The 23,389-nt window shown below is 59.3% G+C and carries 27 protein-coding genes and 1 pseudogene; 9 read left to right on the top strand and 19 right to left on the bottom strand.

Features of this window, described 5'->3' with window-relative positions; translation table 11 throughout:
- Positions 1-82 precede the first annotated feature (82 nt).
- Positions 83-1,018, top strand: a pseudogene (locus PH547_RS20975) (DUF2493 domain-containing protein).
- 60 nt (positions 1,019-1,078) lie between these two features.
- Here the strand turns inward: PH547_RS20975 and PH547_RS20970 are convergent.
- Positions 1,079-1,402 carry a hypothetical protein gene (locus PH547_RS20970; RefSeq protein ID WP_285169346.1) on the bottom strand — a complete coding sequence of 108 codons (324 nt, stop codon included), beginning with the start codon at positions 1,400-1,402 and terminating at the stop codon, positions 1,079-1,081.
- Positions 1,403-1,605: 203 nt separating this feature from the next.
- Positions 1,606-1,803: a hypothetical protein gene (locus PH547_RS20965; protein ID WP_283053712.1), complete on the bottom strand. Its 198-nt coding sequence runs from the start codon at positions 1,801-1,803 to the stop codon at positions 1,606-1,608.
- Between the two features lie 539 nt (positions 1,804-2,342).
- Here PH547_RS20965 and PH547_RS20960 point away from each other — a divergent pair.
- Together PH547_RS20960 and PH547_RS20955 are read left to right on the top strand one after the other, a co-directional pair.
- On the top strand, positions 2,343-2,666 hold the full coding sequence (locus tag PH547_RS20960) for a DUF736 domain-containing protein (RefSeq protein WP_104827118.1): 324 nt from the start codon (positions 2,343-2,345) through the stop codon (positions 2,664-2,666).
- A gap of 62 nt (positions 2,667-2,728) precedes the next feature.
- Entirely contained in the window at positions 2,729-3,055 is a 327-nt protein-coding gene (locus tag PH547_RS20955; protein WP_285169345.1) for a hypothetical protein, read from the top strand.
- A 77-nt stretch (positions 3,056-3,132) separates the two neighbouring features.
- Here the strand turns inward: PH547_RS20955 and PH547_RS20950 are convergent, their stop codons facing one another.
- Together PH547_RS20950 and PH547_RS20945 are read right to left on the bottom strand one after the other, a co-directional pair.
- On the bottom strand, positions 3,133-3,411 hold the full coding sequence (locus PH547_RS20950; RefSeq protein WP_283053714.1) for an HU family DNA-binding protein: 279 nt from the start codon (positions 3,409-3,411) through the stop codon (positions 3,133-3,135).
- A gap of 195 nt (positions 3,412-3,606) precedes the next feature.
- On the bottom strand, positions 3,607-3,846 hold the full coding sequence (locus PH547_RS20945) for a WGR domain-containing protein (RefSeq protein WP_350223747.1): 240 nt from the start codon (positions 3,844-3,846) through the stop codon (positions 3,607-3,609).
- A 195-nt stretch (positions 3,847-4,041) separates the two neighbouring features.
- Between PH547_RS20945 and PH547_RS20940 the strand changes: the two genes are divergently transcribed.
- Positions 4,042-4,263, top strand: coding sequence for a hypothetical protein (locus PH547_RS20940; RefSeq protein WP_283053716.1), 222 nt, complete (start codon positions 4,042-4,044; stop codon positions 4,261-4,263).
- Between the two features lie 6 nt (positions 4,264-4,269).
- Here PH547_RS20940 and PH547_RS20935 read toward each other — a convergent pair whose 3' ends face one another.
- Positions 4,270-5,466, bottom strand: a complete 1,197-nt coding sequence (locus PH547_RS20935; RefSeq protein ID WP_285169344.1) for a DUF1173 domain-containing protein — start codon at positions 5,464-5,466, stop codon at positions 4,270-4,272.
- A gap of 274 nt (positions 5,467-5,740) precedes the next feature.
- On the opposite strand from PH547_RS20935, the gene PH547_RS20930 reads away from it, so the two are divergent.
- The gene (locus PH547_RS20930) at positions 5,741-5,905 is read left to right on the top strand and encodes a hypothetical protein (RefSeq protein WP_199773625.1); all 165 of its coding nucleotides are present in this window, start codon (positions 5,741-5,743) and stop codon (positions 5,903-5,905) included.
- A 117-nt stretch (positions 5,906-6,022) separates the two neighbouring features.
- Here PH547_RS20930 and PH547_RS20925 read toward each other — a convergent pair whose 3' ends face one another.
- Together PH547_RS20925 and PH547_RS20920 are read right to left on the bottom strand one after the other, a co-directional pair.
- Positions 6,023-6,418, bottom strand: coding sequence for a hypothetical protein (locus tag PH547_RS20925; protein ID WP_285169343.1), 396 nt, complete (start codon positions 6,416-6,418; stop codon positions 6,023-6,025).
- On the bottom strand, positions 6,415-7,125 hold the full coding sequence (locus tag PH547_RS20920) for a ParA family protein (protein ID WP_283053719.1): 711 nt from the start codon (positions 7,123-7,125) through the stop codon (positions 6,415-6,417). The genes PH547_RS20925 and PH547_RS20920 overlap by 4 nt, the downstream gene beginning before the upstream one ends.
- 426 nt (positions 7,126-7,551) lie before the next feature.
- On the opposite strand from PH547_RS20920, the gene PH547_RS20915 reads away from it, so the two are divergent.
- Genes PH547_RS20915 through PH547_RS20900 form a run of 4 tightly spaced genes read left to right on the top strand, consistent with a single transcriptional unit; the run spans position 7,552 to position 10,965 of the window.
- Positions 7,552-7,959: a plasmid mobilization protein gene (locus tag PH547_RS20915; RefSeq protein WP_285169342.1), complete on the top strand. Its 408-nt coding sequence runs from the start codon at positions 7,552-7,554 to the stop codon at positions 7,957-7,959.
- A complete protein-coding gene (locus PH547_RS20910; RefSeq protein ID WP_285169341.1) occupies positions 7,959-10,349 on the top strand; it encodes a relaxase/mobilization nuclease domain-containing protein in 2,391 nt (796 codons plus the stop codon). The genes PH547_RS20915 and PH547_RS20910 overlap by 1 nt, the downstream gene beginning before the upstream one ends.
- Positions 10,350-10,547, top strand: a complete 198-nt coding sequence (locus tag PH547_RS20905; protein ID WP_285169340.1) for a hypothetical protein — start codon at positions 10,350-10,352, stop codon at positions 10,545-10,547.
- 40 nt (positions 10,548-10,587) lie between these two features.
- Positions 10,588-10,965, top strand: a complete 378-nt coding sequence (locus PH547_RS20900; protein WP_104827110.1) for a hypothetical protein — start codon at positions 10,588-10,590, stop codon at positions 10,963-10,965.
- 44 nt (positions 10,966-11,009) lie between these two features.
- Here PH547_RS20900 and PH547_RS20895 read toward each other — a convergent pair whose 3' ends face one another.
- The 12 genes from PH547_RS20895 to PH547_RS20840 all read right to left on the bottom strand — a co-directional run bounded on the left by PH547_RS20895 (position 11,010) and on the right by PH547_RS20840 (position 23,389).
- Positions 11,010-11,363: a VapC50 family PIN domain-containing toxin gene (locus PH547_RS20895; RefSeq protein WP_285169339.1), complete on the bottom strand. Its 354-nt coding sequence runs from the start codon at positions 11,361-11,363 to the stop codon at positions 11,010-11,012.
- A 113-nt stretch (positions 11,364-11,476) separates the two neighbouring features.
- The gene (locus PH547_RS20890; protein ID WP_285169338.1) at positions 11,477-11,923 is read right to left on the bottom strand and encodes a helix-turn-helix domain-containing protein; all 447 of its coding nucleotides are present in this window, start codon (positions 11,921-11,923) and stop codon (positions 11,477-11,479) included.
- 219 nt (positions 11,924-12,142) lie between these two features.
- A complete protein-coding gene (locus PH547_RS20885; RefSeq protein ID WP_285169337.1) occupies positions 12,143-14,161 on the bottom strand; it encodes a type IV secretory system conjugative DNA transfer family protein in 2,019 nt (672 codons plus the stop codon).
- The gene (gene virB11, locus PH547_RS20880) at positions 14,158-15,186 is read right to left on the bottom strand and encodes a P-type DNA transfer ATPase VirB11 (RefSeq protein ID WP_285169336.1); all 1,029 of its coding nucleotides are present in this window, start codon (positions 15,184-15,186) and stop codon (positions 14,158-14,160) included. Before virB11 ends, PH547_RS20885 begins: the two co-directional genes overlap by 4 nt.
- Positions 15,146-16,393, bottom strand: a complete 1,248-nt coding sequence (gene virB10, locus PH547_RS20875) for a type IV secretion system protein VirB10 (RefSeq protein ID WP_285169335.1) — start codon at positions 16,391-16,393, stop codon at positions 15,146-15,148. The genes virB11 and virB10 overlap by 41 nt, the downstream gene beginning before the upstream one ends.
- Complete coding sequence (gene virB9 / locus PH547_RS20870; RefSeq protein WP_285169425.1) at positions 16,390-17,205, bottom strand: P-type conjugative transfer protein VirB9; 816 nt, start codon at positions 17,203-17,205, stop codon at positions 16,390-16,392. Before virB9 ends, virB10 begins: the two co-directional genes overlap by 4 nt.
- Positions 17,206-17,207: 2 nt before the next feature.
- Positions 17,208-17,900 (bottom strand): VirB8 family type IV secretion system protein, encoded by a 693-nt coding sequence (locus PH547_RS20865; RefSeq protein WP_285169334.1) that lies wholly within the window; start codon positions 17,898-17,900, stop codon positions 17,208-17,210.
- Between the two features lie 28 nt (positions 17,901-17,928).
- Positions 17,929-18,954, bottom strand: coding sequence for a TrbL/VirB6 family protein (locus PH547_RS20860; protein WP_285169333.1), 1,026 nt, complete (start codon positions 18,952-18,954; stop codon positions 17,929-17,931).
- 9 nt (positions 18,955-18,963) lie between these two features.
- Positions 18,964-19,173 carry a hypothetical protein gene (locus tag PH547_RS20855; RefSeq protein ID WP_285169332.1) on the bottom strand — a complete coding sequence of 70 codons (210 nt, stop codon included), beginning with the start codon at positions 19,171-19,173 and terminating at the stop codon, positions 18,964-18,966.
- A gap of 1 nt (position 19,174) precedes the next feature.
- Positions 19,175-19,876 carry a type IV secretion system protein gene (locus PH547_RS20850; protein ID WP_285169331.1) on the bottom strand — a complete coding sequence of 234 codons (702 nt, stop codon included), beginning with the start codon at positions 19,874-19,876 and terminating at the stop codon, positions 19,175-19,177.
- Positions 19,877-19,889: 13 nt separating this feature from the next.
- Positions 19,890-20,981 (bottom strand): lytic transglycosylase domain-containing protein, encoded by a 1,092-nt coding sequence (locus PH547_RS20845; protein WP_285169330.1) that lies wholly within the window; start codon positions 20,979-20,981, stop codon positions 19,890-19,892.
- Positions 20,978-23,389: a VirB4 family type IV secretion/conjugal transfer ATPase gene (locus PH547_RS20840; protein ID WP_285169329.1), complete on the bottom strand. Its 2,412-nt coding sequence runs from the start codon at positions 23,387-23,389 to the stop codon at positions 20,978-20,980. The genes PH547_RS20845 and PH547_RS20840 overlap by 4 nt, the downstream gene beginning before the upstream one ends.

Genomic DNA, 23,389 nt, shown 5'->3' with positions numbered 1-23,389 from the left:
CGGTTCCGGTCCGCTCCCCGCGTGGACGGGGATCGCCGTCAGGCCGCGAAAGGCGCGGCTCACAAAACCGATGGAGATCCTAATGGACCTGTTTTCGACCCTCGACGAAAGCCCCGAGCCGCAGTACGCATCCTCACCAACCGACCGCTTCATCTACGAGATGCAGATCTACGGGCATCGTCCTTTCCAGGACGAGCCAGATCCTCGGCCGCTCCCCGAAGAGCCGGTCGTCCAGGCCTCGTTGACCGCGATCTTCGACGCCCTGTTCGAGATGCTCGGCGACACGCGGCTCGAACCCGATCTCGAGGACCTCCTCTGGTCGACTGTTAATCTCTTCCATCGTGCCGGCGAGCGCATCCAGCGCGAGCTCGACCGCAATGAGGAGGCACAGCGTACCGGCCAGCGCGAACAGGACGGCTCCGAAGTCAAAAGCGTCGAACTCGAGCGTCTGATTGCCGAAGGCATCACGATGCTGGAACGCCGCAACAGTTTCGAGTTCATGCGCGACTTCGCCGCCGATCTCTTCGAAGCGCAAACCGGTTCTACCTGGTGACCGCGTACCGGCTCAAAAGTCAGCCACGTGAATATGACCGCGGCGATAATCGATAGTCGCGACTTCCTCTCTGCTCGGCGGCGCGCCGAGACCGAAGTGCTGATCCCCGCAGGCACCAAGATCGCTTTTGCAGGTGGGATGGATTACAACGATCACGATCGTATCTGGGCGAAGCTCGATCAAGCGCATGCCAAGCATCCCGACATGGTCCTGCTTCACGGTGGCTCGCCGAAGGGCGCCGAGCGCATCGCCGCCTGCTGGGCAGAGGCCCGAAAGGTGACACAGATCTCCTTCAAGCCGAATTGGACCAAACATGCCAAGGCTGCTCCGTTCCGCCGCAACGACGAGATGCTGTCTGTCGTACCGGCCGGTCTGATCGCCTTCCCGGGCAATGGCATTACCGGCAATCTCGCCGACAAGGCGCGCCGGCTCGGCATCCCGGTCTGGCAGGCAGGCGGCGACTAGGCCGCCTTGTTCCGAACGATCCTATGAACCGGCCGCCGCGCAGTGGACCGGTTTTTCATTTCACCTTGAGAGTGGCACAATTCGTGCGATGTCGACTATATTGGCAGCATGACTCAGGAACACGACATTTCGAGCAAGGTGGAACAGACGGTCGAAAGGCTTCTCCGCGACCGTCTGGAAACGAGCGGCTTTGAAGGCGCGGATATCCGATCCGACCGCGATCTCGAGGGCGATCCGATTCTGGTTGTTGACGTAAAGTACCGCTTTGTCGACCGGCCAATTAGCTCGAAAGTGACCTTCGGCTTGACGACCGAGCTCCGGAAAGCCTTGATGGCTCTCGGGGAAAGTCGATTTCCGCAGGTTCGTCATCACTTCAACGAACAACAAAAGATCGCAAGCTGATCCGTGTCGAACGATTTAATCGCCACGGCACGCCGGCTTGCGAAAGCCAGCCCCAAGCGTCCACGCCAATCCGACCTGAAGCGCGGTGTCAGCACCGCTTATTATGCGCTTTTTCACTGCCTGGCGCGTGAGTGCGCAGATCTTCTGGTTGGAGCCGGTGACAGCCGCAGTGATGCTGCCTGGGTTCAAATGTATCGCGCGCTCGAGCACGGTATCTCCAGAAATGCCTGCAAGGTTGCCGCAACGAAGAGTTCCCGAACGGCATTCTGTCCTTCGCTGACACCTTCGTTGCCATGCAGGAAGAGCGTCATCGGGCGGACTACGATCCGCTCGCCCGGTTCGCGCGGCCCGATGTCCTCGTCCTGATCGACAACTGCGAACAAGCCATCAAGGACCTGCTGGCGGCGCCCCGATCCGATCGGAAGGCCTTTGCGGTCTGGGTACTGTTTCAGAGGAAGCGGTAAGCTCCAGCCCGAACCGACTCCGGACAATCGCCTTATAGTGCTCTTTGATGCGGCTTTGTCTTCGGCTGACGTTCTGCCTTTCGCCGATCGCCGCAGACGGGTGTTCACGGTTGACCTGCTAAAACAGTCTCAGGACGGCGAGCGCCATTGAGGCGATCGGGCTTCGGAGCAAGCCGTTTACACAGGGGAACCGCGCAAGCCGTCGGTTGTCCGGATGCCTCAAGAGACGGTGACGGCTCCCGGTGGCTGCATCAGCGTGCGGTCAAGCCTCAAGGCCTTTCTCCGTCGGTCGCTTCAAAACCATTCCCGTTCTCTATGTCGCCTTTCTAAGGGACCGGCCGCAATCAGCGTCAACCCGCAAGGGGTTCCCCTGCGCTGACGCTCCGGTGACGCCTGCGGCTCGGCCCCTTCTCCGGGCGCCATCGGGAATGGTCCCGAGCAACCGAAGGAGAATTACCATGGCTACCACGATCGCAACCCTGACGCAGAAGACCGACGGCAGTCTCGAAGGCGTCTTCGCCACCATCCGGGTCAATGCCCCGATCGCCATCATCCCCAATGCCAACAAGGCAAGCGAAGAAGCACCGGATTACCGCATCATCCACCGCAAGACCGGCTTCGAAATCGGCGCGGCGTGGGCCCGCATCGCCCGCCAGACCGGCGAAGAATATCTCTCCGTCAAGCTCGAAGCGCCCGAGATCGGCGTCATCTTCGGCAATCTCGCACCGGCTCCCGGCGGGGAAGCCAATCGCAAGGTCATCCTGTGGAACAACCCGGCCTGAGCGAGATGGCCGGTCCCGAAAGGGATCGGCCTCTCCCATCCACATAATCCGAGGAGATGGCGATGAGCCGCTATACGATCACTGTCACCAGAACCGCATCCCGCCATGCCGATCCCGATGCTGTCATCGGATACGACCGCCCGCTGCAGACGTTCATTCTCCAGGCCTTCGCGGATAGCGAGGGTGAGAACCTGGCGCTCTGGCTCGGTACTGATATCCGGGCGTTCGAAACCCTGTCCGATCTCCGCGCAACCGCGATCGCTCTGGGTTATGACTTCGTTCCGATCGCATCTGGCATCCTATGCCGGCTGCTCAATGACTATGGCCGAGAGGCGATCTGCCCGGTGCCTGATAGCATTATCCAGGATTTGCAGCCTCAAACGCTGTGACCGGCGCTTGTTGAACAAAACACGAAAGCCCGACCTCTGCTGGAGGCCGGGCTTTCCTTTTGTTCGTCCCGTTGGACTTACTTGTTCAGTGCATCCTTCAGTGCCTTAGCCGGCGTGAAGGCCAGCTTCTTCGCCGCGGCGACCTTGATCGTTGCGCCGGTCGCGGGATTGCGCGCTTCCCGCTCCGGCGTGTCCTTGACCTTGAACTTGCCGAAGCCGGGCAGCGAGGTTTCGTTTCCGGCGACGGCAGCCTCGGTGATCGAGGCGATCACAGCCTCGACGATTGCCTTACCTTGCGCCTTGGTCAGGCTGTGCTCAGTAGCGATCTTGTCGGCGATTTCATTGGTGGTGGTCATGTTAGTCTCCGCATTATGATGGATACGGAATCCGTGACAGGCGATTTTCGTCCTGTCATCGGTTGAAGAGCGAGTTGAGCGCCCAAAACGCGGGATTTCCACAGCTTCTCGTCGGCTAAGGCGCCCCCGGCGAAACGAGGGCTGAAGACTCTCGGCGAACTCATCGTGCGGCGTAGAACAGATCGGCCACTGATGTCAGCGGTTTTCTTCGACCTCGAGTTCCTTGTAGCCTCTTCGACGCTTGACGCGCTCCAGCCGCCCATATGCCGCTTCCGCTACCTGAGGCTCATCACAGGTCTCGATCTTTTCCTGCCCGTTCGTGCCGATCCGGCCCCAATGGCGTACCACCCCCGCCGAATAAGTTCGGCTGGATCGCGAGCGTGTAGAAGCGCCGCATGTTCTGAGCGGGATCGCTTCGGCGAAGGTGAAGCTCACCTATTTCTTCGTGTGACATGGAACGGATTCTCACCTCCATGCGAGGCGCCGTCCAACGACGGTTTTGAATCAATTGGCATTTGCGGATTCATGACGGTGATGGATCATGTGCGGATTGCTGATATGGGTGCGTCGCGCTTATCACTGCGGCCAAAAGCAACTGGAACTCCGCGCTAGCAACTAGATGGAATGGCAATGCAAAAAACAATGGAAATCGATAGCCGAGGCGACTTCGGGCTCTGGGCTATCGAAGCGGCGAAGCAGATCGTCAGCGAGCAGGGCTTCGATTTGGCGAAGGCCGCCCGCGATGGTAGTGAGCAGGATCTTCGATCGGCGGGCAACGCGCTCGGACAAGCCATCACCAACGTGCTGTTGGAAGTCTATGACGGTTTGCTCGAAGGCGTCGCTGAAGCGTAGGCTGACTTAGACGGTCAACGGCGGCATCTCCGCTTCACCGGTGCGCCATATCCAGGCAGACATATCCGGCCGCGCGTCGATCATCTCCCGCAAGGCGGCCTCGAAACTCTCATCGGCGCCTTGCGGCACGATATAGAGTACCCGGGCCAATGGCCGATGTTCCGGCAGGATCACGTTCGCAAGCGGCTGCGTCCGCAAAAGCTCGAAGCGCAGACCTTTCACCATTTTTTCGCGCATCCGCGTCAATCGATCCAGCAGCCGCTCCTCGTAGGCATTTTCGATCGGCAGCCATTGTTCCGTCACCGTCATCAGCGCGATCTCGTTGATGGTGACGACGCCGGAAGGGCTTCCGGCGATCGTCGCGATGGCAATGAGATGGGAGGTTTCGTTGCTTCCCCAGAGGGTCAGTTCGGTATCGAAGCGGCGCTGCAAGCGCCGCCATGCCGGTTCCTCGAGATAGAGACGAAACCCCGGCATGTGTTTGATGATGACGAGTTGACCATTTCGCGCTGACGAGAACTCCTTCACCTCTCCCACCAGAAGCATCAACGTCTTTGGACCGGTAGAGGCGTGAAACAAAGGCGATAAGGCCTGCGCCCGTCGTTGCTCGATGGCTGCCTTCTCCTCGGCCCGAAACGGCTCGGGGACAAAGAGGCGCTCCGCGAGACTTTGCTGCCGAACCGACATGGTTCGAGCCGCTTCCTGAAGATGATGATAGACCTGCCACCAATGCCGCTTGCCCGCAAAATGCGCAGTCCATTCCGTCAGGCCGCTTTCATGCCAGAGGAAATGCAGCAGGCCGCGGAGCGAGAGCTTCTTGCTGTCGTTCTTGACGCTGTCGGCCGTCTCGGAACCCACAGCACCAGCACCGGAAGAATGGCGCTTCGATAGCGAGAAGTCCAGTTTGAGCGCTGCCGTCCCCGCCGCTGGATCGAGCTTGATGGCGCCTCCCATCAGGGGGCCGAGACCCGACAGCTCATAGGGAGGCTCGTAGGACGGGCATGCGGCGTCATGGTCTGCGCCGGTGAGCGGCATCCTCTTGATCACCAGTTGGTCGCCGATCTTGGCGACGTACATCGGCACGCCTTCGTCCTTGCAGAGACAAAGCGGGCGGGCCTTATCGCGATAGGCCAGAGTCAGCAGATGCTGGAAATCATCTGCATCATCACTGCTGACTTCCCCATTGATCAGGAACCGCCTCATTGCTCTGGCCACCTTCGAGCAAGTCGCACGCTCGCAATGGAGTGCCCCGAGAGAGGAAAACCTGTCTGCTCAGACCGGCCGATTGTGCCGGACGGGCAAAGCCAGCTCAAGGCCGCGCGGCCCCTCCAATTTTCTCGTCCCTTCGTTTCACTCCGCTCCGACAAAATCGGTTCCTCCGCGCGCCGGCTCCGCCGGTCGTGTCCCACGAGCCTTGACCTAACTTTCCCCGCCCTGCGTGCCGCCGTCATCTCTCACATCTCTCAAGGAGACGACGATGACCAACGAACAGCACATCGAAGAACTGCGCGCCGAGGCCCGGGCTGCCGCGACGCTCGAAGAACGCCGCCAGATCGAAGCCGAACTCGAGCTGGCAATCGCCGAGCGCGAGGTGATCTGGGCCGAGCAGGACGGTCGCATCAGCGCCAAGCCGCCCTTCTGAGGCGGTAGTCGCGTTGGCAGCAGTCGCACAAGCCAATCGGATAAAGTGGCTGCATGTTGCCTCCTATCTTTTTCAGCCTCGATTCCGCGGTCTTTGCTTGGCTTCACCGCGTGAGCTTCAATAGCCATTGTCTTTCAGATAGGTGTCGATCGCTGTCTGCATGATGATCGTCATGTTGATATCGTTCTCATGGGCGGCCTTTTTCAGTCGCGCCTTGGTATCGTAGTCCAAGGCGACGTTCACGTAGAACTTGGCTTCGCGCTCCTTCGTGCGCTTGAGGTTCTTCAGTGCAAGGCGGGCATCTTCCCGCACGATCGCGCGCGTTGTCGCCTTCTCACGGCGAGCCTGCTCTGAAAGCCCTGGCAGGATTTTTGTTTCGCCCATCTCTGCCGCAGGTATCGTCGCCGGCGAGGTCGTTGGTTTCTGCTCCATCGGCTCCTGGCGGCCACGCTCCGTTTGCTCTGTCCGCGGCGCGATGATGAAGTCGCCGAGCCCCAAGCCCACCTCGCTCATGCAGCAATCCCCCGATCATACGCGGACCGCTTTTCCTCGATCTCGGAAACGAGGGCCTGCACCTCCGAGCGCGCCTTGCGGACACTGTCGGTCAATTCCTGCATCTGCAGGGTTCCAAGACCATTCTGGATCTCGCGATAGATGTTGCGCTCGAAGAGCTCGGTTTCGAGAAGCGCGGTCCGATAGTCCGCTTCCCGCAGGCCGGCGACGAAGGGCCTGATATAGCGATAGGCCTCCAGATTACGGCCGGGTATTGTCACCCGCGTGCGAACATTGAGATGCTGAATTCTCGATCCGACCTCGTCGTTGATCTGGCTGACCATTGCCACGGCCTGGCCGGCAGCTTCGATCTCTTTGATTGCGGGCTGGATCGGAGAGATGACGAGCTCGGCTGCGCGAATGATGCTGGTCTGCAACGAGCTGTCTACGCCCGGCGCATCAATGATGATGAGATCGAACGCGCTTGCAAATCGCTCCACGGCCGAGCCAAGGGTCCGTGACGCTGAGGCGGTGGTCACTACGACATTCGCGGGGATGTTCTTCTTGTTGTGGCAGAGACGCCACCATCCCGAAAGGTTCTGGCGGCTGTCGGCGTCGATCAAAAGCACGCGCTCGCCACGCAAGGCGTACTCGCCAGCCATCAAGGTAACGAGCGTCGTTTTGCCGGCGCCGCCCTTGTTGCTCACTGCCGCGTATATCCGCCCCATGCTCCAGAACCTCGTGCTGCCAAATCCGTCGATGATGTCGAAATATAACTTAATAAGTTTAGCATATGTCAACCAGAAATGTTGGCAATCGGAAACATTCTATGGGTGGTCGGCCGTAGAATGCAGGTCCGGTCTTTGGGTATTGCGAGGGACCCACCAGTATCGCTGCATCACGCATTTATATTGAAATATTGTGGAAATAATCAGTAGACCCGCGGTCTGCGTCTCAACGGCGATGCAATAGCGATCCCGGTTCAGTCGGCAATCTTATGAAGGTTCAGTTTCGTACCAAGTCAGCTTGAAAATGTAACTTAATTAGTATAGTTATGGTTTGGCAGGATACGCAAATTTGTGATACAAATTTGCTGACGATCGACGGACGGGCCGTCGATGGCGCCTGCGGCGGGTCTTCTGGCGGAGGATGCAATGGCAGTGATCGGCGGCAGGTCGCAAAACTTGGTGTCGGTGAAGGCGCGTAAGGAGCGTGTCGTTCATGTCCGGTTCGCTGTCTGGGAACACGTTGCCGTCGAGCATGCGGCCGCCGCGGCTGACATGACGGTTTCTGGCTTCATGCGCTCGCTGGCGCTGGAAGGAGCGGGCATTCAGCCGTTCCTGACGGAGGACGACAGGACCATTCTCGATATCCTTGCTTCAGAGATGCGTGCCATCGGCGTGAACCTCAATCAGCTTGCCCGCGCGGCCAACAGGGCAGGGCAGATCGACGCGGCTGGGGTGTCCTCCGCTTTGATCAACATCCAAAAAATCGTCGTAGCGGTCGCCATGGAGTTGCGCAGTTACGGCGTCCGTGCGGCTCGTCGACGCGGAGCGGCGTGATGGAGTTCTTTCTCGGTGCCTTTGAGAAGGAATGGGAGAGCCGACGGGCGGCGTTGTTACACGAGCGGTCGCTTGGACGCGGAAAGGCCGACGCCGAAGAAGAGCGCAGGCGCCGCCGCGGCGGTGGCGCGAGTGCACTATCGCCGGTGCGCGGCTTTCGAGGCAATTCCGATCGACGCACAGGAACGCTGGCGCGCGCAACTGAACGCGACGACGAGCCGTCCATGCGGAGCCGCTTTGCCGCCCTCGCGTCAGGCAGCCAACCGGCAGTGGTCAAGATGGCATCGTTTGGCGGTGGCGGCCGGCTCGGCGCAATGATCACCTATGTGTCGCGCAATGGAGGAGTGGTCGTCGAAAACGAGCGCGGCGAGCAACTTCGCGGTCGCGATGAACTCTCTGGTGTCAGGGGCGAATGGGACCACCTGATGAAGAACCGGGCCGAGAGCCGCGACATCGCCACCTTCACTGTGGAGGTGAACGGGGCATTCCGCGAAGGGGGCAACGATCACGAGCATTCACTGGCGTTGTTGAAGCGCGGTCTTGGGGATCGAAGTCTTGCCTATGCAGTCAGACCGGGGCGGGAAGGGACCAGTCACACGATCGAAGGCGTCGCGGTGTTGCGGGACAGCAATGGTGAGCGGCTCACAGCGGACAAGAAGGCGTCGGAGATCGTTCAGGATCGGTTTGATGGCGGCGCCGAGCGTGGTGAGACGGCAGCGTTCCGATTTACCGGCTACGGCAATGGGACAGACTACGGGACGAGCCGTCTGCGCGATCTCGTCGAACGGCATGATGGCGCGGTTTACGATGAAACGGGCAGGGCAATCTCCGACGAAAAGCAAGCTGGAGAGCTTGTACAGCAGGAGTGGCGAGACCAGTTCCATAGCCGCAAGCCGCGCGATGTCATGCATCTTGTCCTGTCTGCGCGGGCGGGCACGGATAGCGAGGCCTTCCATGCCGCCGCCCGGGATTTTCTGGCTGAGGAATTTACCAGTTATCGCTACGTCTTTTCTCTGCATGATCCGTCCAGGGATCCAAAAGCGGAGGAGGCTGGCGGCAAGCGGCCGCATGTCCATGTGCATGCCATCATTGCGATGCGGTCAGACATGGGAGACCGGATCGAAACGACGATCCCGACATTCCGCCGTTGGCGGGCGACGATAGCCGCGAAGGCGCGCGCCCACGGTATCAACATGGAAATGACGGACCGGCGTGAACGCGCCAGCGCTGCGGCCTATGGAAGGAATCAGGTGCGTCCGACAAGCCGGCTTGGGCGCACCGAGCATGAGGGCACAAGCGAGTCAGCGCAGCGCCGGTACGACGCCAAGCGCTCGGATCACCGTAGTTTTGCGCGAACGGAGATCAGCCGGAACTATACTGATATTGCTAAGCGTGAATGGGAAGTGTTAGCCTCGCAGGATAGCGATGAGCGCTCGGCAAGCTTCGCAAAAGAGCAGGTTTCGCGGCTGGAATTGGCGCGAAGCGAGGATTCGCCAAACGTGATTGTCGCGAGCGAAGCGGAAAAATCACTCTCGCAATTTGAAACGTATCTGGTAACATTACAGAAGATCGTTTTTCCGGATGAGCGGATATCGCAGATGAACCGATCCGAGTTTGAAGCCTATGAAAAGCGCGTGGAAATGGCGTTGTTTCAGGCAGAACGCGTAATGCCTCCGGAGCAGAAGACGAGTTTCGAGGAAATCGCCGCAGCTGCCCGCGAGCATGTTGATGTCCGTCGTGAACTGATGGAGCAGGCCGAGCAGAGCGAAGCAAGATCCGAGCGAGTCGACGAAGATCGAGGTCCAGCGGGCGATGAAGCGAACCAAAGATGGGACGAGGCGGTAGCGCGGCACGGGATTCGGACTGTTGAAGCTGCAAACGAGCTCATGCTCGAAGTAGAGCGTTACCGTGAAGCGATCGAACTTGCTGACGTCGGCGAAATCAATAACGATAAGGAAACTCTGCAGGCGAGTCTCAACTTGGAGCTGGCGAGAGCCGGTGAGCTTGGCGCTGCCGGCAATAGTCTGATCCGCGAAATCGCCGAAGTCGATGAAGAGCTGCGGACCGCGATCGAAACTGCCGAGCGGGCGCGCCAGCAGCGTGGCGAAAAGGGTAAGGACGCTGAAGGCGCCGCGGCGGGAGTTCAGGTGCGCGCCGACAATGAAGATCGTTCAGGCCGCGAAGAGGCGCCAGATCGCGATGACGGCGATCAGCCTCAGGAGCACTCTGCCAGCCCTGCTTCCCAGCGGCGGGTTGAGGGAACAGTGGACCGCAACGCGGGAGATACCAGAAGGACGGATCCCATGCAGCAGCACGTTCGGAGACTCGAGCAGTTGCAGCGTGAGGCTGACGAAAGGCGGGAACGCGATCAGAACGACCGCGAGCGATAGGTGGCGGGTGTGCGAGACGAGCGACGGATCATCGTCAATCCTGAGACCGAACAGAAGAGTGAAGAGGGATTGGCAAAGGTGTTTGGCATTGTGTTCTGGGCTGTGATGATCATAGGCGTTATCGATCACGCTCTGACCGTCGCCTGGAAATGGGGGCTATCGCAATGGACTTGGTTCCTTGCGCAGTCACCGTTTTGATAATTTTCTACCAAATTCAGCATCAAGGATGGTCGTCGCTATGTTGAACTATATGCTCCGCTCACCGATGACAGTCTGGTCGATGGCTGCGCCGGCCGTGGTTTTTTTGGCTGGGGCGATCCTTGGTGCGTTGATGGGACCACTTCCGCCGTTCGTCATGACAGTTGAATTCGCATTGCTTGCTCTAACGATGGCGCTATCCGCGCTAGCTGCCCTGCTCAGCGTTGCTCCACCATCCATTACAAGGCGTGAGGTTAGATGGGCGAACGAAAATGCCGCCATCCTTTACACCATCCCCGTGACCTTCGAGGAAGTGGATTTTATCCCACCTCTTCTGAGCAGGGTTGCCGCTTACCGGGATGATGACGGTACGCGCCGGCGGGTACCGTCTTATGAGTTGCGGGCGTTGCGTGCTTGAGCCAGTTCCTCCAACATGGAAAAATAGTTCGGGAGTAACGCTCGTTAGTCCAACTGTGTGGCCTTCTGGCGCAGGATGGCTGAAAACTTCTTCAGCCCTTGATGATCCAGCGCGTCGATGAACTCTTCAGCCGATGGTGTCGTCTTGCGCAGATTTTGCCGAGCGCTCTTGACGCTGTCGATCAACGCGCTCGAGAAAGTGGAATAGAGACCCGCGAGGAAGTCGTCGGGTGACGTGCAGGTTACGCCATAGGGCCGAAGGTCCCCAGCCGGAAAATCCTTAAGATTCCACGTGACGATCACGGATGCTTTTGCGGCGACGGCAGCGGCGGGTCGCTTCAAGACGTGAGACTGGCGTTTCGGGTGAGTTGGCGGCCAGGTTGCGTATCCATTCGCCATGAATGTCGTCTGTCCAGTGCGCTTCGATTAGGCCGTCGAAGGCACACTGGACCAGGACATTGCGCAGATGGAAGGGATAGAGGACGCAGGCATCATAGACCGCGACGGGCGGCTTAGAGGCCATGATTGACGATCAGATCCTCTGTGTCTTCGGCCAGTGCATCGAGGGCTTGTTGGCGTGCATCAAGCCTGGCTTTGAGCGCGAGGACATCCCGCAGCTTGGCTCGGCGATGCTTGCCAACATAGCGGAACGGCAGCTCGCCGCGATCCATGCGCACCACAACGAGAGGACGTGAGATGCCGAGAATCGTCGAAGCGTCGGTCGGGCTTAATTCCTGATCTTCCGTGAGCAGGGCGACGCGCTCGCCGCGCCGCAAGTGGTCGAGGAGCGCTTCGACAGGTGCGACAGCGGAGGCGGGGAGAGAAAGGGTCTGAAGCTGCCCCCCTTCGCGGTGAATCCGCAGTTCGACATGGTCGCCTTCTGCCAGCTTGGGCATAGGCGCAACGGCTTTGCGATCGCGATCCGGCAGTTCGGTAAACTGAAGAACGTGGCTGGTCATGGCGGTTACTCCTTGACCATGTATATAGAGCAAGCCGTGCCTAACTGCAATAACTGAAATCCCATCGACCTACATACAATAGAGCGGGCTCGCAAACTAGGCCTCGATTTACCGCTGGCCGGCAAGACGCTCTACTCTGTCTGGTCTTTTAGGTCTAAAGCAATAAGCCAGCTCTTGCCTTCAAGATAGCGGGTGCTGTGACGCGGCGACAGAATCCGCTCAGTCCAATCCAATTTCCTCCGGATCAGGAATAGTTTGCGCCAGGATATCCTGAATGCTTCGCCGTTGCCGCGCTGGCATGTCCGACGATCCGGCAAGTGTCGAATTGACGGCCGACTTCAACCGTTTTGCTGAGGTCGCGAGGCGTGTCTCGGGAGCATCCTTGCTCGATGGGATTGACTTTGTGCGCTTCCGAGGCGGCTCGGCAACGGTTTTCTGCCCAATGACTTGAGCCACCTTTTTCGGCGCCTTCGCGGCGGTCACTTGCACGTCTTCGATCTCCCTAGCATTCTCAATTCCGCCGCTCTCGCTACCAGGGGCCGGCGTTGCGCCATAACCTTGCATGAGTGCGGGAACGGTCATGCCCTGGACAAATTCGACATCGGGAATCTCCTCTCGATGCGAGCTGGCGATTGCGGCGGCGCTTTTGAATGGCTCCGTGGCGAAGTATCGCAACTTGTTGCCGAAGATCGGCCGCTGTCCCTCGATCAGCAGGATCATCCTGTCCTCGGGCATTTGCCTGACCTCCTGCGGCATCATTAGGTCACGCTCGCGAATCTGCTCTACCTTGGTACGGCGTGGAAGCCCTACCAATTCCAGCGTGCGGGATTCGGATTGATAGCGGATCGTTCTCTTGCCAAGGGCGCGAGAAGCATATTCGGCCGTGGCCTGATCATTGGCGCCGAGGATGAGTTGCAGGCCGCAATTTCCGAGGAGCGAGTGGCGGGCAGTCTCGCCGTAAATCTCATCGAGATTCTTCAGGTCCTGGATGATGAAGGCCATCTTGATGTTGTAGCCGGCCACATAGGGCAGCTTGTTCAGGATCTCGTCCATCTTCTTCAACTGCCGGAATTCGTCGAGCAGGAAATAGACGGGCACGGCAGCCGGATTGTGCTCGCGCGTCAGGAGATCCATCACCTGCTGAACGAACAGCGTCAGCAACGGCCGGAGAATGGTCATGTCAGTGATGTTCGGCGCAAGGTAGATCGTCACCGGCCGTCGCTGCAATGAGGCGAGGCCCATGTCCGTTATGGCCGTCGCGGCAGTCACCCGTTCATTCCGAAACGGCGCCAGTGCTTTTTGGATATCGAGTAGAGCGGAGCGGGCCGCACGTTCGTTCAGAGAGATGTAGGCATTAAAGCTGTCCATCGTGAATCTCGACAGATCGGGCTCGTTCTCTTTGACCAGCTTCATGAGCACCTGCAGGTCGATGCCGGCATTGAAGAAGCTGTTCACCTCGCCAAGATTGCGGCGGTTCCTGTAGTGCGGACTTTCCAGGACATAGCTGATCACGCCTGCAATGACCTGCTGCGCCGTGCCCTGCCAGACCGCGTTCTCGGAGCCGACCGTTTCCGGGATGAGGATTGCCGCAATGTTCTGAATGTCGATGGTCCGGCTGCCGCGGTCGTTGCGTACGAAGTCGAGCGGGTTCCAGCGATGTGTCATCTGCGATCCCGGAGAAAACAGGAAGACCTGGTGTCCCCTGGCTTTTCGATAGCCGGCCGTCAGTTCAAAAATCTCGCCCTTGAGATCAGTAACAATCATCGAGCCGGGAAACATCAGGGCATTCGGAATGACATAGCCCACGCCTTTGCCGGATCGCGTCGGGCCAATGATCAGATGGTGGCGATCGTCGTTCCGCCGGAGGATGCTGCGGCCGATACGCCCGAAGACGACCCCCTCCCTGCGAAACCAGCCGCCTCGACGAAGGGAGGCCGCATCCTGAAACGCTGCATCGCCCAAAGGGCTCGTTGCTTGCCGCAATCCGAATGCGGCAGCTCCCGCAGCCGTGAGGAGGGCAGGGACGAGCGCTGCCAATCCCACAAGCTGCAATGGCCGGTTATGGGAATAGGCAAGGAATTGCTGCATTGGTGCAAGCGGATTACTCGTGCTCATCAGATGCAGGATGCGACCGTCCTTCCAGACGAGCAGTAGGATCAGGCTGTAGCTCAGCATCCAGACAGCGACAGCAATCAGTGCGCAAAACATGAAATAGAAAGTCAGGTACGACCGGCTCATGGTGCGCGCCGGGCGTAGTAAATCTCGGAGACGCCGCGGCGACCACCGTCGCGGCGCAACTGGACGACGATCGGAATGACCATGCGGATGTAAGACATGAGATCCTGCTTGGAGTAGCCGGACGACATGCCGGTCTGCATCATCATCATGGCGAGTTGCTCGTAGGCTCCCATCGGCGTGTCGGCATGCACGGTCGACATGCTGCCGGGATGACCGGTGTTGATGGCGCGAAGAAAAGCGAAGGCTTCCCCGCCGCGGATCTCGCCGACGAAGAGCCGGTCCGGCCGCATGCGCAGTGACGCCTCGAGCAGCGACTGAATGGTGACATGGGCGGTGCCCTGATCGCCGCGCGAGGCCACGAGATGGACGCTGTTGCGATGTGGAGGAAAGAGTTCGCGCGTATCTTCCAATGTCAGGATGCGCTCGTGATCATCGATGCTCTTGAGACAGGCATTGAGGAAGGTTGTCTTGCCGGTCGACGTTCCGCCACTGATGAGCATCGACACCCTTTCGCGGATAGCCATCTCGATGAAGTCGTGGACGCGACCTGCTTCGAGAAGCGCAATCAGCCTCTGGTCGGTTTCGTTTAGACCGCCGAGGGTCACCGACACGTTGTCGAGGCCGCCGGTATCGCGATACTGCGCCAACGTAAAATCGCTGATGACCTGCTTTCGGATCGATAGGGAGCCGCCGTCGGCTGCTGCCGGCGGAAGGATGATCTGTATGCGTTCCCCGGAGGCAAGGGCGGCACTCAGCAGCGGGTTGATGCGGCTTATGAACTGGTTGCTGGCGGCTGCGACACGTTCGCCGATGTGCTCGATCTCGGCAGAGGTCAGCGCAGGGATTGAATGGAATTCCATATGGCCAGCACCCAGCCGCTCGACAAAGACTTCGCCCGGTCTGTTGACGGAAATCTCCACAACGGTTGGATCTGCAAGAAATTCCGCGAGCGGCGACAGCGCTCGTTTCAGAAAATAATGTGGATCATTGCCTGATGGCACGACCCGCATTGAGGCCTCGCTCATGCTTGATCTCCTTCAGTGCTTCTTCGACGGGATCCGGGTACATGGGGGAGAAATCGAGGTCCTGGCGAACATAGACGAAGATGCGTTCGCCCTGATGGACACTGATGGTCGGGGGAATGCGCAGATTTTCTCCGAGTGCCTGGTTGGCCATGTCGGAGAAGGTCTGGGCGATGGTCTCGCGCGCAAGTTCCGCCGCGCGGGCGGAATCGGATTCACCGTTGCCGCTGCTCGTGCTGTACTGATTGCTGCCATACCCGGTCAGGTAGGATGATCCGGCGCCGACGATCGACAGCAGGATCGCCGATCCGAAGCGTTCGCGCCATTTGTTGTCGACGATGCCGGTCAGACCGGAACGACCCAGGCTGTCGGTTCCAATGCTGTTCAGCCGGACCGAAACGCCGTCGTCGCGCAACAGCCGGGTCCAGATGACAAAAATTCGTTTCTGCCCGCGGGTGATATCAGACTGATATTCGCCAATCAGCCGCGTTCCCGTCGGGATGAGAATCCGGCGACCGTCAAATGAATAGACGTCTTGCGACGTAATGGCACGAACCTGGCCGGGCAGGTCGCTGTTGATTGCTGTCTCCAGGATTCCGGGAATGAGAGTTCCTTCCGGGATCATCGCGTCGATGCGGCTGATCTGCCGCGCCTTGGCCGACCGGTCACCGATCGCGGAGGCGCTCGCGAGAAATTTGCTGCTTCGATCCTCGCCGGCAACGGTTGGACCACCTTCCGAACCGTTTCCTGACAGCGCCCCGCTTTCGGGATCCGCTTTGGCGGAATCGACGATGATCTGCTTCGAAAGATATCGCTTGGGAAACGCCTCGGCCGGCGGTTGTTTCTCGTCCGCCGTCTGGACCGCCACCGGAGGCGGCGGGACGTCGAACTCGGTCGTATCGGTTGGTTCTTCCTTCTTTTCCTCAGGCGGCGCGGGAAGCTGGATAATGTTGTCGGCCGGCTTCTGCTCGGGCTTTTGGTCGTCTCGAAGGAAGGAGGGCGGTCGAAACGTCGTGGTCGAGAATTCCTCGTCGCCGTGCAGCACATCCCGCCGCTGCTTCTGCGGTGCGAAGACGGTGAGATATGCCAGGACCGCTCCGCCGAGCAACAAGGCGGCACCTCCAAGCAATTGATTGCGCTTGGCGCGCCGGTCGCGCACCTCGATTTCATCACCGGCGAGCATCGCTTCGAGTTCAGGCGATCTGTTCATCCGTTGCCGCTCCTTCTGCGCATCGTTGCCTTGTTATCCGGGGCGGGACCCATGATGGCTGGATCCGGTTGACCAAAGTCGGGCTTCCTGAGATTGAAGATGCAGGTCCACTGATTGCCGTCGCGCAGCGTGTATTGTGTCGCCGTCCCGTCGACGACGATGTAGTCGCCCTCGCGGCGGACGTTGCGCAGCGTCTCGCTGAAATCGCTATTGACCGCAAAGATCGCCGGCACCTTCGGACCGAACTTGAAGAAGGTCTTTTTGCCGTCGTCGAAAATCATCAGTGGCTTCAGGGTGCCGTCTCCCGAAAACGAGTAGTCGATGTTGACATTGGCCTTGTCGATGCCGGAGATGTTCGGATATCCGACACGCGCCTCGGCCTCTTTGCGAAGCGTGGCGTTTAGATCCTTGTCCGGATAGACGAAACGAATGCCGAAGGTCTTCTTGTTGTCTTCCGGTGCATAGTCGTTGAGCTCGAGATAATAGATGCGCTTCGACGTCACGACGTTCATGTTGGTCGAGACGTTTTTCGCCTTCGGTTTGACGAAGAGGATGTTGCCCTTGTCAGTCGGCACCACGTCCCAGCTTTCGCTGTCACCGACGGCGATGGTTTCGAACTTCTCGTCCTCATCGAAGATGATCATGGTCGATATGCCGTAGGTCGCAAAGACACGTACGACATTGTTCGGTTGGTAGACGACGCTCGTCACGCGCGGGTCGAGACGTCCGGCCGACGGCGTCTCTGCAGCGAAGGCACCTGTGGTAAAGGTAACGGCGACCGCCAAAATAAAGGAGCAACGGAACCGGCGCATGCTCACGGGTCGCTCCCCGAGACCGTTTCCTGATCACGACGGTAGTCGTAGACCTGGAAGCCCAGCGGGTTCTCGAACCGCCATTCGTTGGTCGCAGGCGTGTCGGTGTAGCGATAACGCACCACCGCGATCCAATGGCTGGTGATCGAATCCGTGTCGGAAAGTTCCGTCGTTGAGAAGCGAACGATACCTGTCGAGCCGTTCGGGAAGGTGACCGAGGCGATCTCCGTCGTTACGCGCTTGGTTTTGCCGTAGACCTTAGCGGGATTTTTCGCATTGGCGACGCTATAGAGATCCTGAAGCTCGCGTGCCGCATTGCCCGTCGAAAGAAGTGCGGCGATCCCGAAATTCTGTTCGATCGCGTAAGGGTCATACCCTTCGCGAGCGCGGATGTAGCGGACAATATTGGCCTGGGTAATCGCCTGTTGGTCGGTGAGATTGGCTGGCCGCGTCAGGCCGGTCTTCACCTCGACATAGCCGGTGCTCTTGTCGACCTCGACGATATAGGGCTCGAAGCTCTTGAGCGGCACGAGCATGAGGAGCGCAAGCAGGCTCAGAAGCGTGATGCCGCCAAAAATCGTGGTGACAAACCAGGCGAGGGTCCGCGATCGCCTGGCTCTTTTGACGACCTCCTGCTCCCAGATGTCGCCGCTTTGGTAATAGGTCGCCAAATTGATGTTCCTGGAATTTGCCATCGTCAATCAACCGCTCGAAGGTTTGAGGTCATGTCGGCGTGCCGTTTTTGGAGATTTTGTCCTGCATCGCGGAGCGGGCGCCCGCGGGGTCGTCACCATCATCTCGGCGGAACCGCTCGCGAAGATTGCTGCCCGCGCGCGCAGCCCCTTGGCCGGCCGAAACGCCAGCGCGCCCCACGGCGCGAGGCGTTCTGACGCCGGCAAAGTGCGTTATATGTTTTGCCGCATTGCCGACGCCGGCCGCTAGACCGCCTGCAATTCCCTGCCCAAGCGACTGGATGTGGAGCATTACGAAGCCACCCGCGATGCACAGCAACAGGAACCCGGCAATGTCGGCCAGAGTGAGAGTGCGGGACCCGCTGGCTGCGTCGATCTTCGTCAACTCCGGGTTCATCGCAGCGATCAGGAAGGCGGCAATCACGTAGATGAACAGCGGAATGAGCGCATAGGTGAGGACCTGGTTGAACCAGCCGACACCGTAGCCACGTGTCCGTTCAAACAGCATGCAGGCGATGAATAGCGGCGCGGTCCCGATCAGGACCCAGAGCATGACTTTCGCAAGGATCAGGATCGCAAGTGCGATCGCGATGAAGACGCCGGCGCCGACCATGATGACGATGCCGATCATGCTCGGCAGGATCGAGAAATAGCCGGACTGCTCGGCGAAGGCAGACGCTGCCTCACTCGCGGTTTTCCAGATCTGCGACATGCCGTTGGTCGGTTCGCTGATGCCGGTTCCTGCCGCCGCCAGAATGGCGCGGCCAACATTCTCGGGCGTATCGTTGATCCAATGATAGAACAGATTATTGAAATTGCCCCATGAACGGACGAGCGCAAGGACGATCATCATACGGGCGATGCGACCGATGATCTCGCCGACGCCGATGCGCGCTGTTCCCATGATCAGTTGCAGGCCGTACCAGGCGACATAGGCGACGAACATGATTTTCAGCAGCGGCATCAGCTCGTTGCCGACGATCGTATAGGCCTGCTCCGAGAAGCTGGTTCCGGAGTTTTCGATGCGGTTGAGAAGATCGCCGAGGAAATCCTGCATTGCCGAGCCCTATTGCTGATCGGCGACGCCGAGTGCGGCGAAGGCGGCGACCGAATCGTTGACAGGACGCAAGGGGCCGCAGTCTTTCCGTGGGGCCTCCGCAAATGAGGTGAGATTGGCCGGCCGCTTGCAGGGCGCCGTCTTCTCCTTGACAGTCCCACAGGCCACCAGGAGGAAGCCGACGATAAGTAAGGCGCCGAGGCCTTGATATTTTGCCATCTCAGTTTCCGTAGGTGAGAGCCTTCTTCGTGTTGGAGATATCGGTGAGCCGGCGCTGGTTTTCCGCCTGCAGCGAGATGACGGCACCGTTCAGGACGCCGATCATCTCGTTCAGCGTCAGTCCCGACTGCACCTGAAGCTGGGTGTTCTGGTCGATCGAGCCTTTGATGTCCTGAGCCGACCCGATCTCAGAGCCGGCCTGCTGGAAGGCGCTTCGACGTGTCTCGATCGCCTGCTGCGATCCGTTGATCAAGGCCGAGACGCCAAGCACGGTGTTGACCAATTGCTCGTAGGATTTGTCGCCCGAGAACGTGCTGTTTTCCTTGCCGGACAAGGACTTCACCAATTGCAGGCCGTTAACGAAGGTGGTTGCCGTCTTGGTGATATCGTCGCTCATCGAACCGAAATTCGGAATACCTTCCTTCAGGATGCTGTCGAAGGAAGGTATGGTCGAGACGCTGAAGCCGTTGCCGATCGCCAGGTCCTTCAAGGGCGCGGCGGTACTGCCGCGGTCGCCGGTTACCGCTTTCAACGTATCCTGCACGGTCGACAGGATATTCTTGTTGGTATCGAGGATATGGTCAGTGGTCTCAGCCGTCTTTTTGGCGACCTCGTAGTTCGTCTTGTCGATGACGGGCACGTCGGCGAGCGCCGCTGACGGCAACACCAGGAGCATGGAGAGTATGAGCGCTTTGAACTTCATTTCGCTTCTCCTGTTATTGTGGCTGCAGCAATAGCTGCACCTGATCTGCGGTTGGACGTTTCTCAATGCAGGCCTTGTCCGCATCGCTCCAGACAAGGTTCTGGCGGGGATCACAGAAACCGGTCGTCTCACGCGGCGTCTCTCTATCGGAATCGTGATCGGTGCTGCGCGACGAGCCGGAGAGGTTGGCCGAGGTGACGGCGTTGCGGGAATTGACAAGGTCGGCCATCGCGGTCCCGAGCTTGATGACATTGTTCATCATCTCGAGATTGGCGTTGCGGACCGCCGAATTATGGTCCCAACTGTCCTGAATGGTTCCCGTCTGGACCTGCCCCAATTGTTGATACCAGCTTGCGACGTTTCCGAGGCTATCGGAAGTGGCGGTCGACGTGCCCATGGCGTTCAAGGTCGATGACCGCATGCTGGCATAGGCGGTTCCTCCACCTCCAAAATTTAAGGGTATTCCCGATTTATCGGATCCTCCGAACGCCGGAAGCCAGTCCTGGGTGATCGAGGCGACATAGCCCTGCGTCTCCTTGAAGGGCGGGATGCCGCCATACTTGCCGACATTGCCAGGTCCGGAATTATAGGCTGCCAATGCCAGCGAAACGTCACCGTTGAAGCGGCAGAGTTGCTGCTTGTAATAACGAGCACCGCCGCGCAGGTTCTCTTCGATATTGTTCTCGTCGACACCGAGCTCAGCCGCCGTTCCCGGCATCAGTTGTGCGAGGCCGGTGGCGCCGGCGCCCGACTTGGCGCATGGGTTGAACCGGCTTTCTTGGTAGACAAGGGCTAGAAACTGGTTCTCGTCGACACCTTCCTCGCGCGCGACCCGTCGCACCAGGCCTGAAATTTCGGGATTGGCCTCTGCCGCCCCGACCGGATCGTTGCGGCGGCCTGGCCGATACATCGAGCAGGTGACCGAGGTATGGATCTCATAGCGATCGTGGTCGGTATCCTCGATGTTGCTTACCGCCTCATTGCGCTGCTTATGTTTGCCGAAATTGATATCGTCGAGGACGGGGACGTCCGCAAAGAGGGGGCCTGCGTCGAACACAAGCAGCAATACCGCAGCAAGGAGAGTGGGAAGGAAAGCAGCTCTCACGGGCGCGCCCACCCGCAAAATTCTGCAAGCCAGCCGCCTGGGTCGTCGCCATGCTGATCGCGGAGCCGCCCGCATTCCTCGACCGTTTCCTTGCGGCCGGAGAGCACTTTGATCAGGTCGGGCATCGAGGAAAGATCGAGCCGGGCGATCACGCTGTCATTGCCATGCTTGATCAGAAAGGTGCGCTTCTCAGGCGCCGTGTTGCGGATGAAGTCGAACTCCTTCCTCGTCAGCCCGAAGCGCCCGATATAGCTGTCTTCGTCGGCTCGAGGATTGGGGAAATGAATATGGGTAGCGGATTGCTCGATGAGTGTATGCGATATCGGTGATTTGGCGATGTCAGCCGCTGACTGCGTGCCGAACCCGATGATGCCATTGAGCTTGCGGATGGTTCTTGTCTTATCGACAATGAAGTCGCTGGTGGTCTGATCACGCTCCAGATGCCAACCTTCATCCATGAAGAACATCACGGGCGTGCCGTCCAGCAGCTCGTCCATGCGATGGAACAGATACATCAGCGCTGGTGTACGGACTTCCGGATTGCCGAGGATGTTGGTCATGTCGAAGCCGAACACCCGATGGCCGGAGAATGAGAGGACATCGTGCCGTGCGTTGAAAAGCCACGCCTTCTCGCCTTCGATCCAGGGCCTGAGGCGGGCATGGAGATCGTTTGGATCGGCACGAGACCGGCCGGTCAGCAGGCCCGCAAGATTGGCGAGATTGCGCTCGGCGGTGGGTTCCTGCATCAGGCGCACGATGGCGCGTTCAAGCGTGTCTTCCTCCTCCTGATCGAAGGCGCCTTCCTTATCCTTGCGCAGCATCGCCTTTAGCAGCCGGAGCAGAAACTCGCGGTTCTCGCCGGTGTTTTCGAGCTGCAAGGGATTGAACCCCGTCGGCATGCCGGGAGAGAGGATCTCGTAAGCGCCGTTCATCGCACGGATGAAGATTTCCGCACCGCGGTCCTTGTCGAAGAAGACCGCCTTGGGCAACGGCCGAACCCGAAACGCCTGGGCAAGCAGAAAGGTCAGCGCCACCGTCTTTCCTGATCCGGTCGGGCCGGTGACGAGGAAATGGCCGATATCGCGCTGATGGAAATTGAACCAGTAGGGCGTCTGGCTTGTGGTTTCGAGAATGGAGATCGGTGTTCCCCAATGCATCCCCTCCCGCTGACCGGAGGCGAAATTATGCATCGACGACAGGCCGGAGAAATTGGCGCTCGACAGCATCGCCTTGCGAGCGATGTAGGCGTGATTGCCGGGTAGCTGCGCCCAGAATGAGGCTTCCATGTTGAGGTCCTCGCGCAGCCAATTGATGTTCATGTCCGTGAGGCAGGCGCCGAGATCGGAGACCGCCTTGTTGACACCATCGAGGTCCCGCGACAGGCAGAGCAGAGACAGGTGGTGGTACCCGAAAACGGCCTCCTGATTGAGCAAGCTGTTCAAAGCAAAATCGATGTCGCCCTCGACGTTGCTGCCGGCCTCATCGGACGCCGCGATCTGACGCTTGAGGCGCGAAATACGCTCCTGGGCGATCGGCTTGTCGGCGATCGTAAAGGACTGGGTGAGAATGAACTCGTGGTTCACCTGCAGAAGGCCATCGAGCATGCCCGGACCTGTGAATGGCGGATACTCCTTGATCGAGAGCATCGCGCCGAACCTGTCTTCGTCCCTGGTCGGTCCCTGGGCTTGCATCGTTCGCCGCGAGAAATGCAGACGGGAGGTGCCGATATAATTGGCAAGACCCATCCGCGGCAGACGCATTCGACGTGGGACGCCGCAAGTGAGGATGGCGTTTAGAAACTCGCAAGGCTCCGAATAAGGCTCATCCTTGCGGTAGGCGATGCCAAGTGGGCGGGCGCCATATTTGCTGAGGTCGCGGGTGATGTTGCCGACAAATTCCTCGAGCTCGCTAACGCCCTCGCGCAAATGCTCATCAAGCGCATTTCGCCCGGCTGCGCGGTCGAGGAAGCGGCGAACCCCATCACCGGCAGCGAGCGCGCCCCGCATGCCGGACCTGAGGACGGTCAGATAGAGTTCGTTGGTGAACATGCGTTTGCCGGCGAGAGAGGCCGCATAGCGCCGATCCAGCTCCGCGCAGAATGGATCTTGGAATTCACTTGAGATCGTCGTGTCGACCTGCCGGCGAATGACCGTCGACCAAAGGGAGAACCGGCTTGATCCCAAAGCTCGGATCAAGGTGTTCTGAATGAGCGAGCGCATGTTGAGTTCCGCCTGGTCCTCTGTCTGAAAGAACAGCCCATCCAGCCTGACGACACTCATCAATGCGCCGTCCTCGAGCTTGATGACGGTGTCGGCGACATGGCGGAGGTAGGGGATATGTTTCGACATCGGCCGCTCGCGATGAGCGATAGCGCCAAATCCGAGTTCTTCGCGGATAACGTTCAGCAT

Origin of the sequence: Rhizobium cerradonense (genome assembly GCF_030182455.1) — a bacterium.
GTDB lineage: Bacteria > Pseudomonadota > Alphaproteobacteria > Rhizobiales > Rhizobiaceae > Rhizobium.
Note: the sequence above shows the minus strand (reverse complement) of the source record. Positions and strands in the feature narration are given on the sequence as shown.

Coding starts and splice junctions, on each gene's coding strand:
- PH547_RS20960 (WP_104827118.1), top strand. CDS start 2,343: ATGGCTACCACGATCGCAACCCTGACGCAGAAGACCGACGGCAGTCTC.
- PH547_RS20955 (WP_285169345.1), top strand. CDS start 2,729: ATGAGCCGCTATACGATCACTGTCACCAGAACCGCATCCCGCCATGCC.
- PH547_RS20950 (WP_283053714.1), bottom strand. CDS start 3,411: ATGACCACCACCAATGAAATCGCCGACAAGATCGCTACTGAGCACAGC.
- PH547_RS20940 (WP_283053716.1), top strand. CDS start 4,042: ATGCAAAAAACAATGGAAATCGATAGCCGAGGCGACTTCGGGCTCTGG.
- PH547_RS20935 (WP_285169344.1), bottom strand. CDS start 5,466: ATGAGGCGGTTCCTGATCAATGGGGAAGTCAGCAGTGATGATGCAGAT.
- PH547_RS20930 (WP_199773625.1), top strand. CDS start 5,741: ATGACCAACGAACAGCACATCGAAGAACTGCGCGCCGAGGCCCGGGCT.
- PH547_RS20925 (WP_285169343.1), bottom strand. CDS start 6,418: ATGAGCGAGGTGGGCTTGGGGCTCGGCGACTTCATCATCGCGCCGCGG.
- PH547_RS20920 (WP_283053719.1), bottom strand. CDS start 7,125: ATGGGGCGGATATACGCGGCAGTGAGCAACAAGGGCGGCGCCGGCAAA.
- PH547_RS20915 (WP_285169342.1), top strand. CDS start 7,552: ATGGCAGTGATCGGCGGCAGGTCGCAAAACTTGGTGTCGGTGAAGGCG.
- PH547_RS20910 (WP_285169341.1), top strand. CDS start 7,959: ATGGAGTTCTTTCTCGGTGCCTTTGAGAAGGAATGGGAGAGCCGACGG.
- PH547_RS20900 (WP_104827110.1), top strand. CDS start 10,588: ATGTTGAACTATATGCTCCGCTCACCGATGACAGTCTGGTCGATGGCT.
- PH547_RS20895 (WP_285169339.1), bottom strand. CDS start 11,363: ATGGCGAATGGATACGCAACCTGGCCGCCAACTCACCCGAAACGCCAG.
- PH547_RS20890 (WP_285169338.1), bottom strand. CDS start 11,923: ATGACCAGCCACGTTCTTCAGTTTACCGAACTGCCGGATCGCGATCGC.
- PH547_RS20885 (WP_285169337.1), bottom strand. CDS start 14,161: ATGAGCCGGTCGTACCTGACTTTCTATTTCATGTTTTGCGCACTGATT.
- virB11 (WP_285169336.1), bottom strand. CDS start 15,186: ATGAGCGAGGCCTCAATGCGGGTCGTGCCATCAGGCAATGATCCACAT.
- virB10 (WP_285169335.1), bottom strand. CDS start 16,393: ATGAACAGATCGCCTGAACTCGAAGCGATGCTCGCCGGTGATGAAATC.
- virB9 (WP_285169425.1), bottom strand. CDS start 17,205: ATGCGCCGGTTCCGTTGCTCCTTTATTTTGGCGGTCGCCGTTACCTTT.
- PH547_RS20865 (WP_285169334.1), bottom strand. CDS start 17,900: ATGGCAAATTCCAGGAACATCAATTTGGCGACCTATTACCAAAGCGGC.
- PH547_RS20860 (WP_285169333.1), bottom strand. CDS start 18,954: ATGCAGGATTTCCTCGGCGATCTTCTCAACCGCATCGAAAACTCCGGA.
- PH547_RS20855 (WP_285169332.1), bottom strand. CDS start 19,173: ATGGCAAAATATCAAGGCCTCGGCGCCTTACTTATCGTCGGCTTCCTC.
- PH547_RS20850 (WP_285169331.1), bottom strand. CDS start 19,876: ATGAAGTTCAAAGCGCTCATACTCTCCATGCTCCTGGTGTTGCCGTCA.
- PH547_RS20840 (WP_285169329.1), bottom strand. CDS start 23,389: ATGCTGAACGTTATCCGCGAAGAACTCGGATTTGGCGCTATCGCTCAT.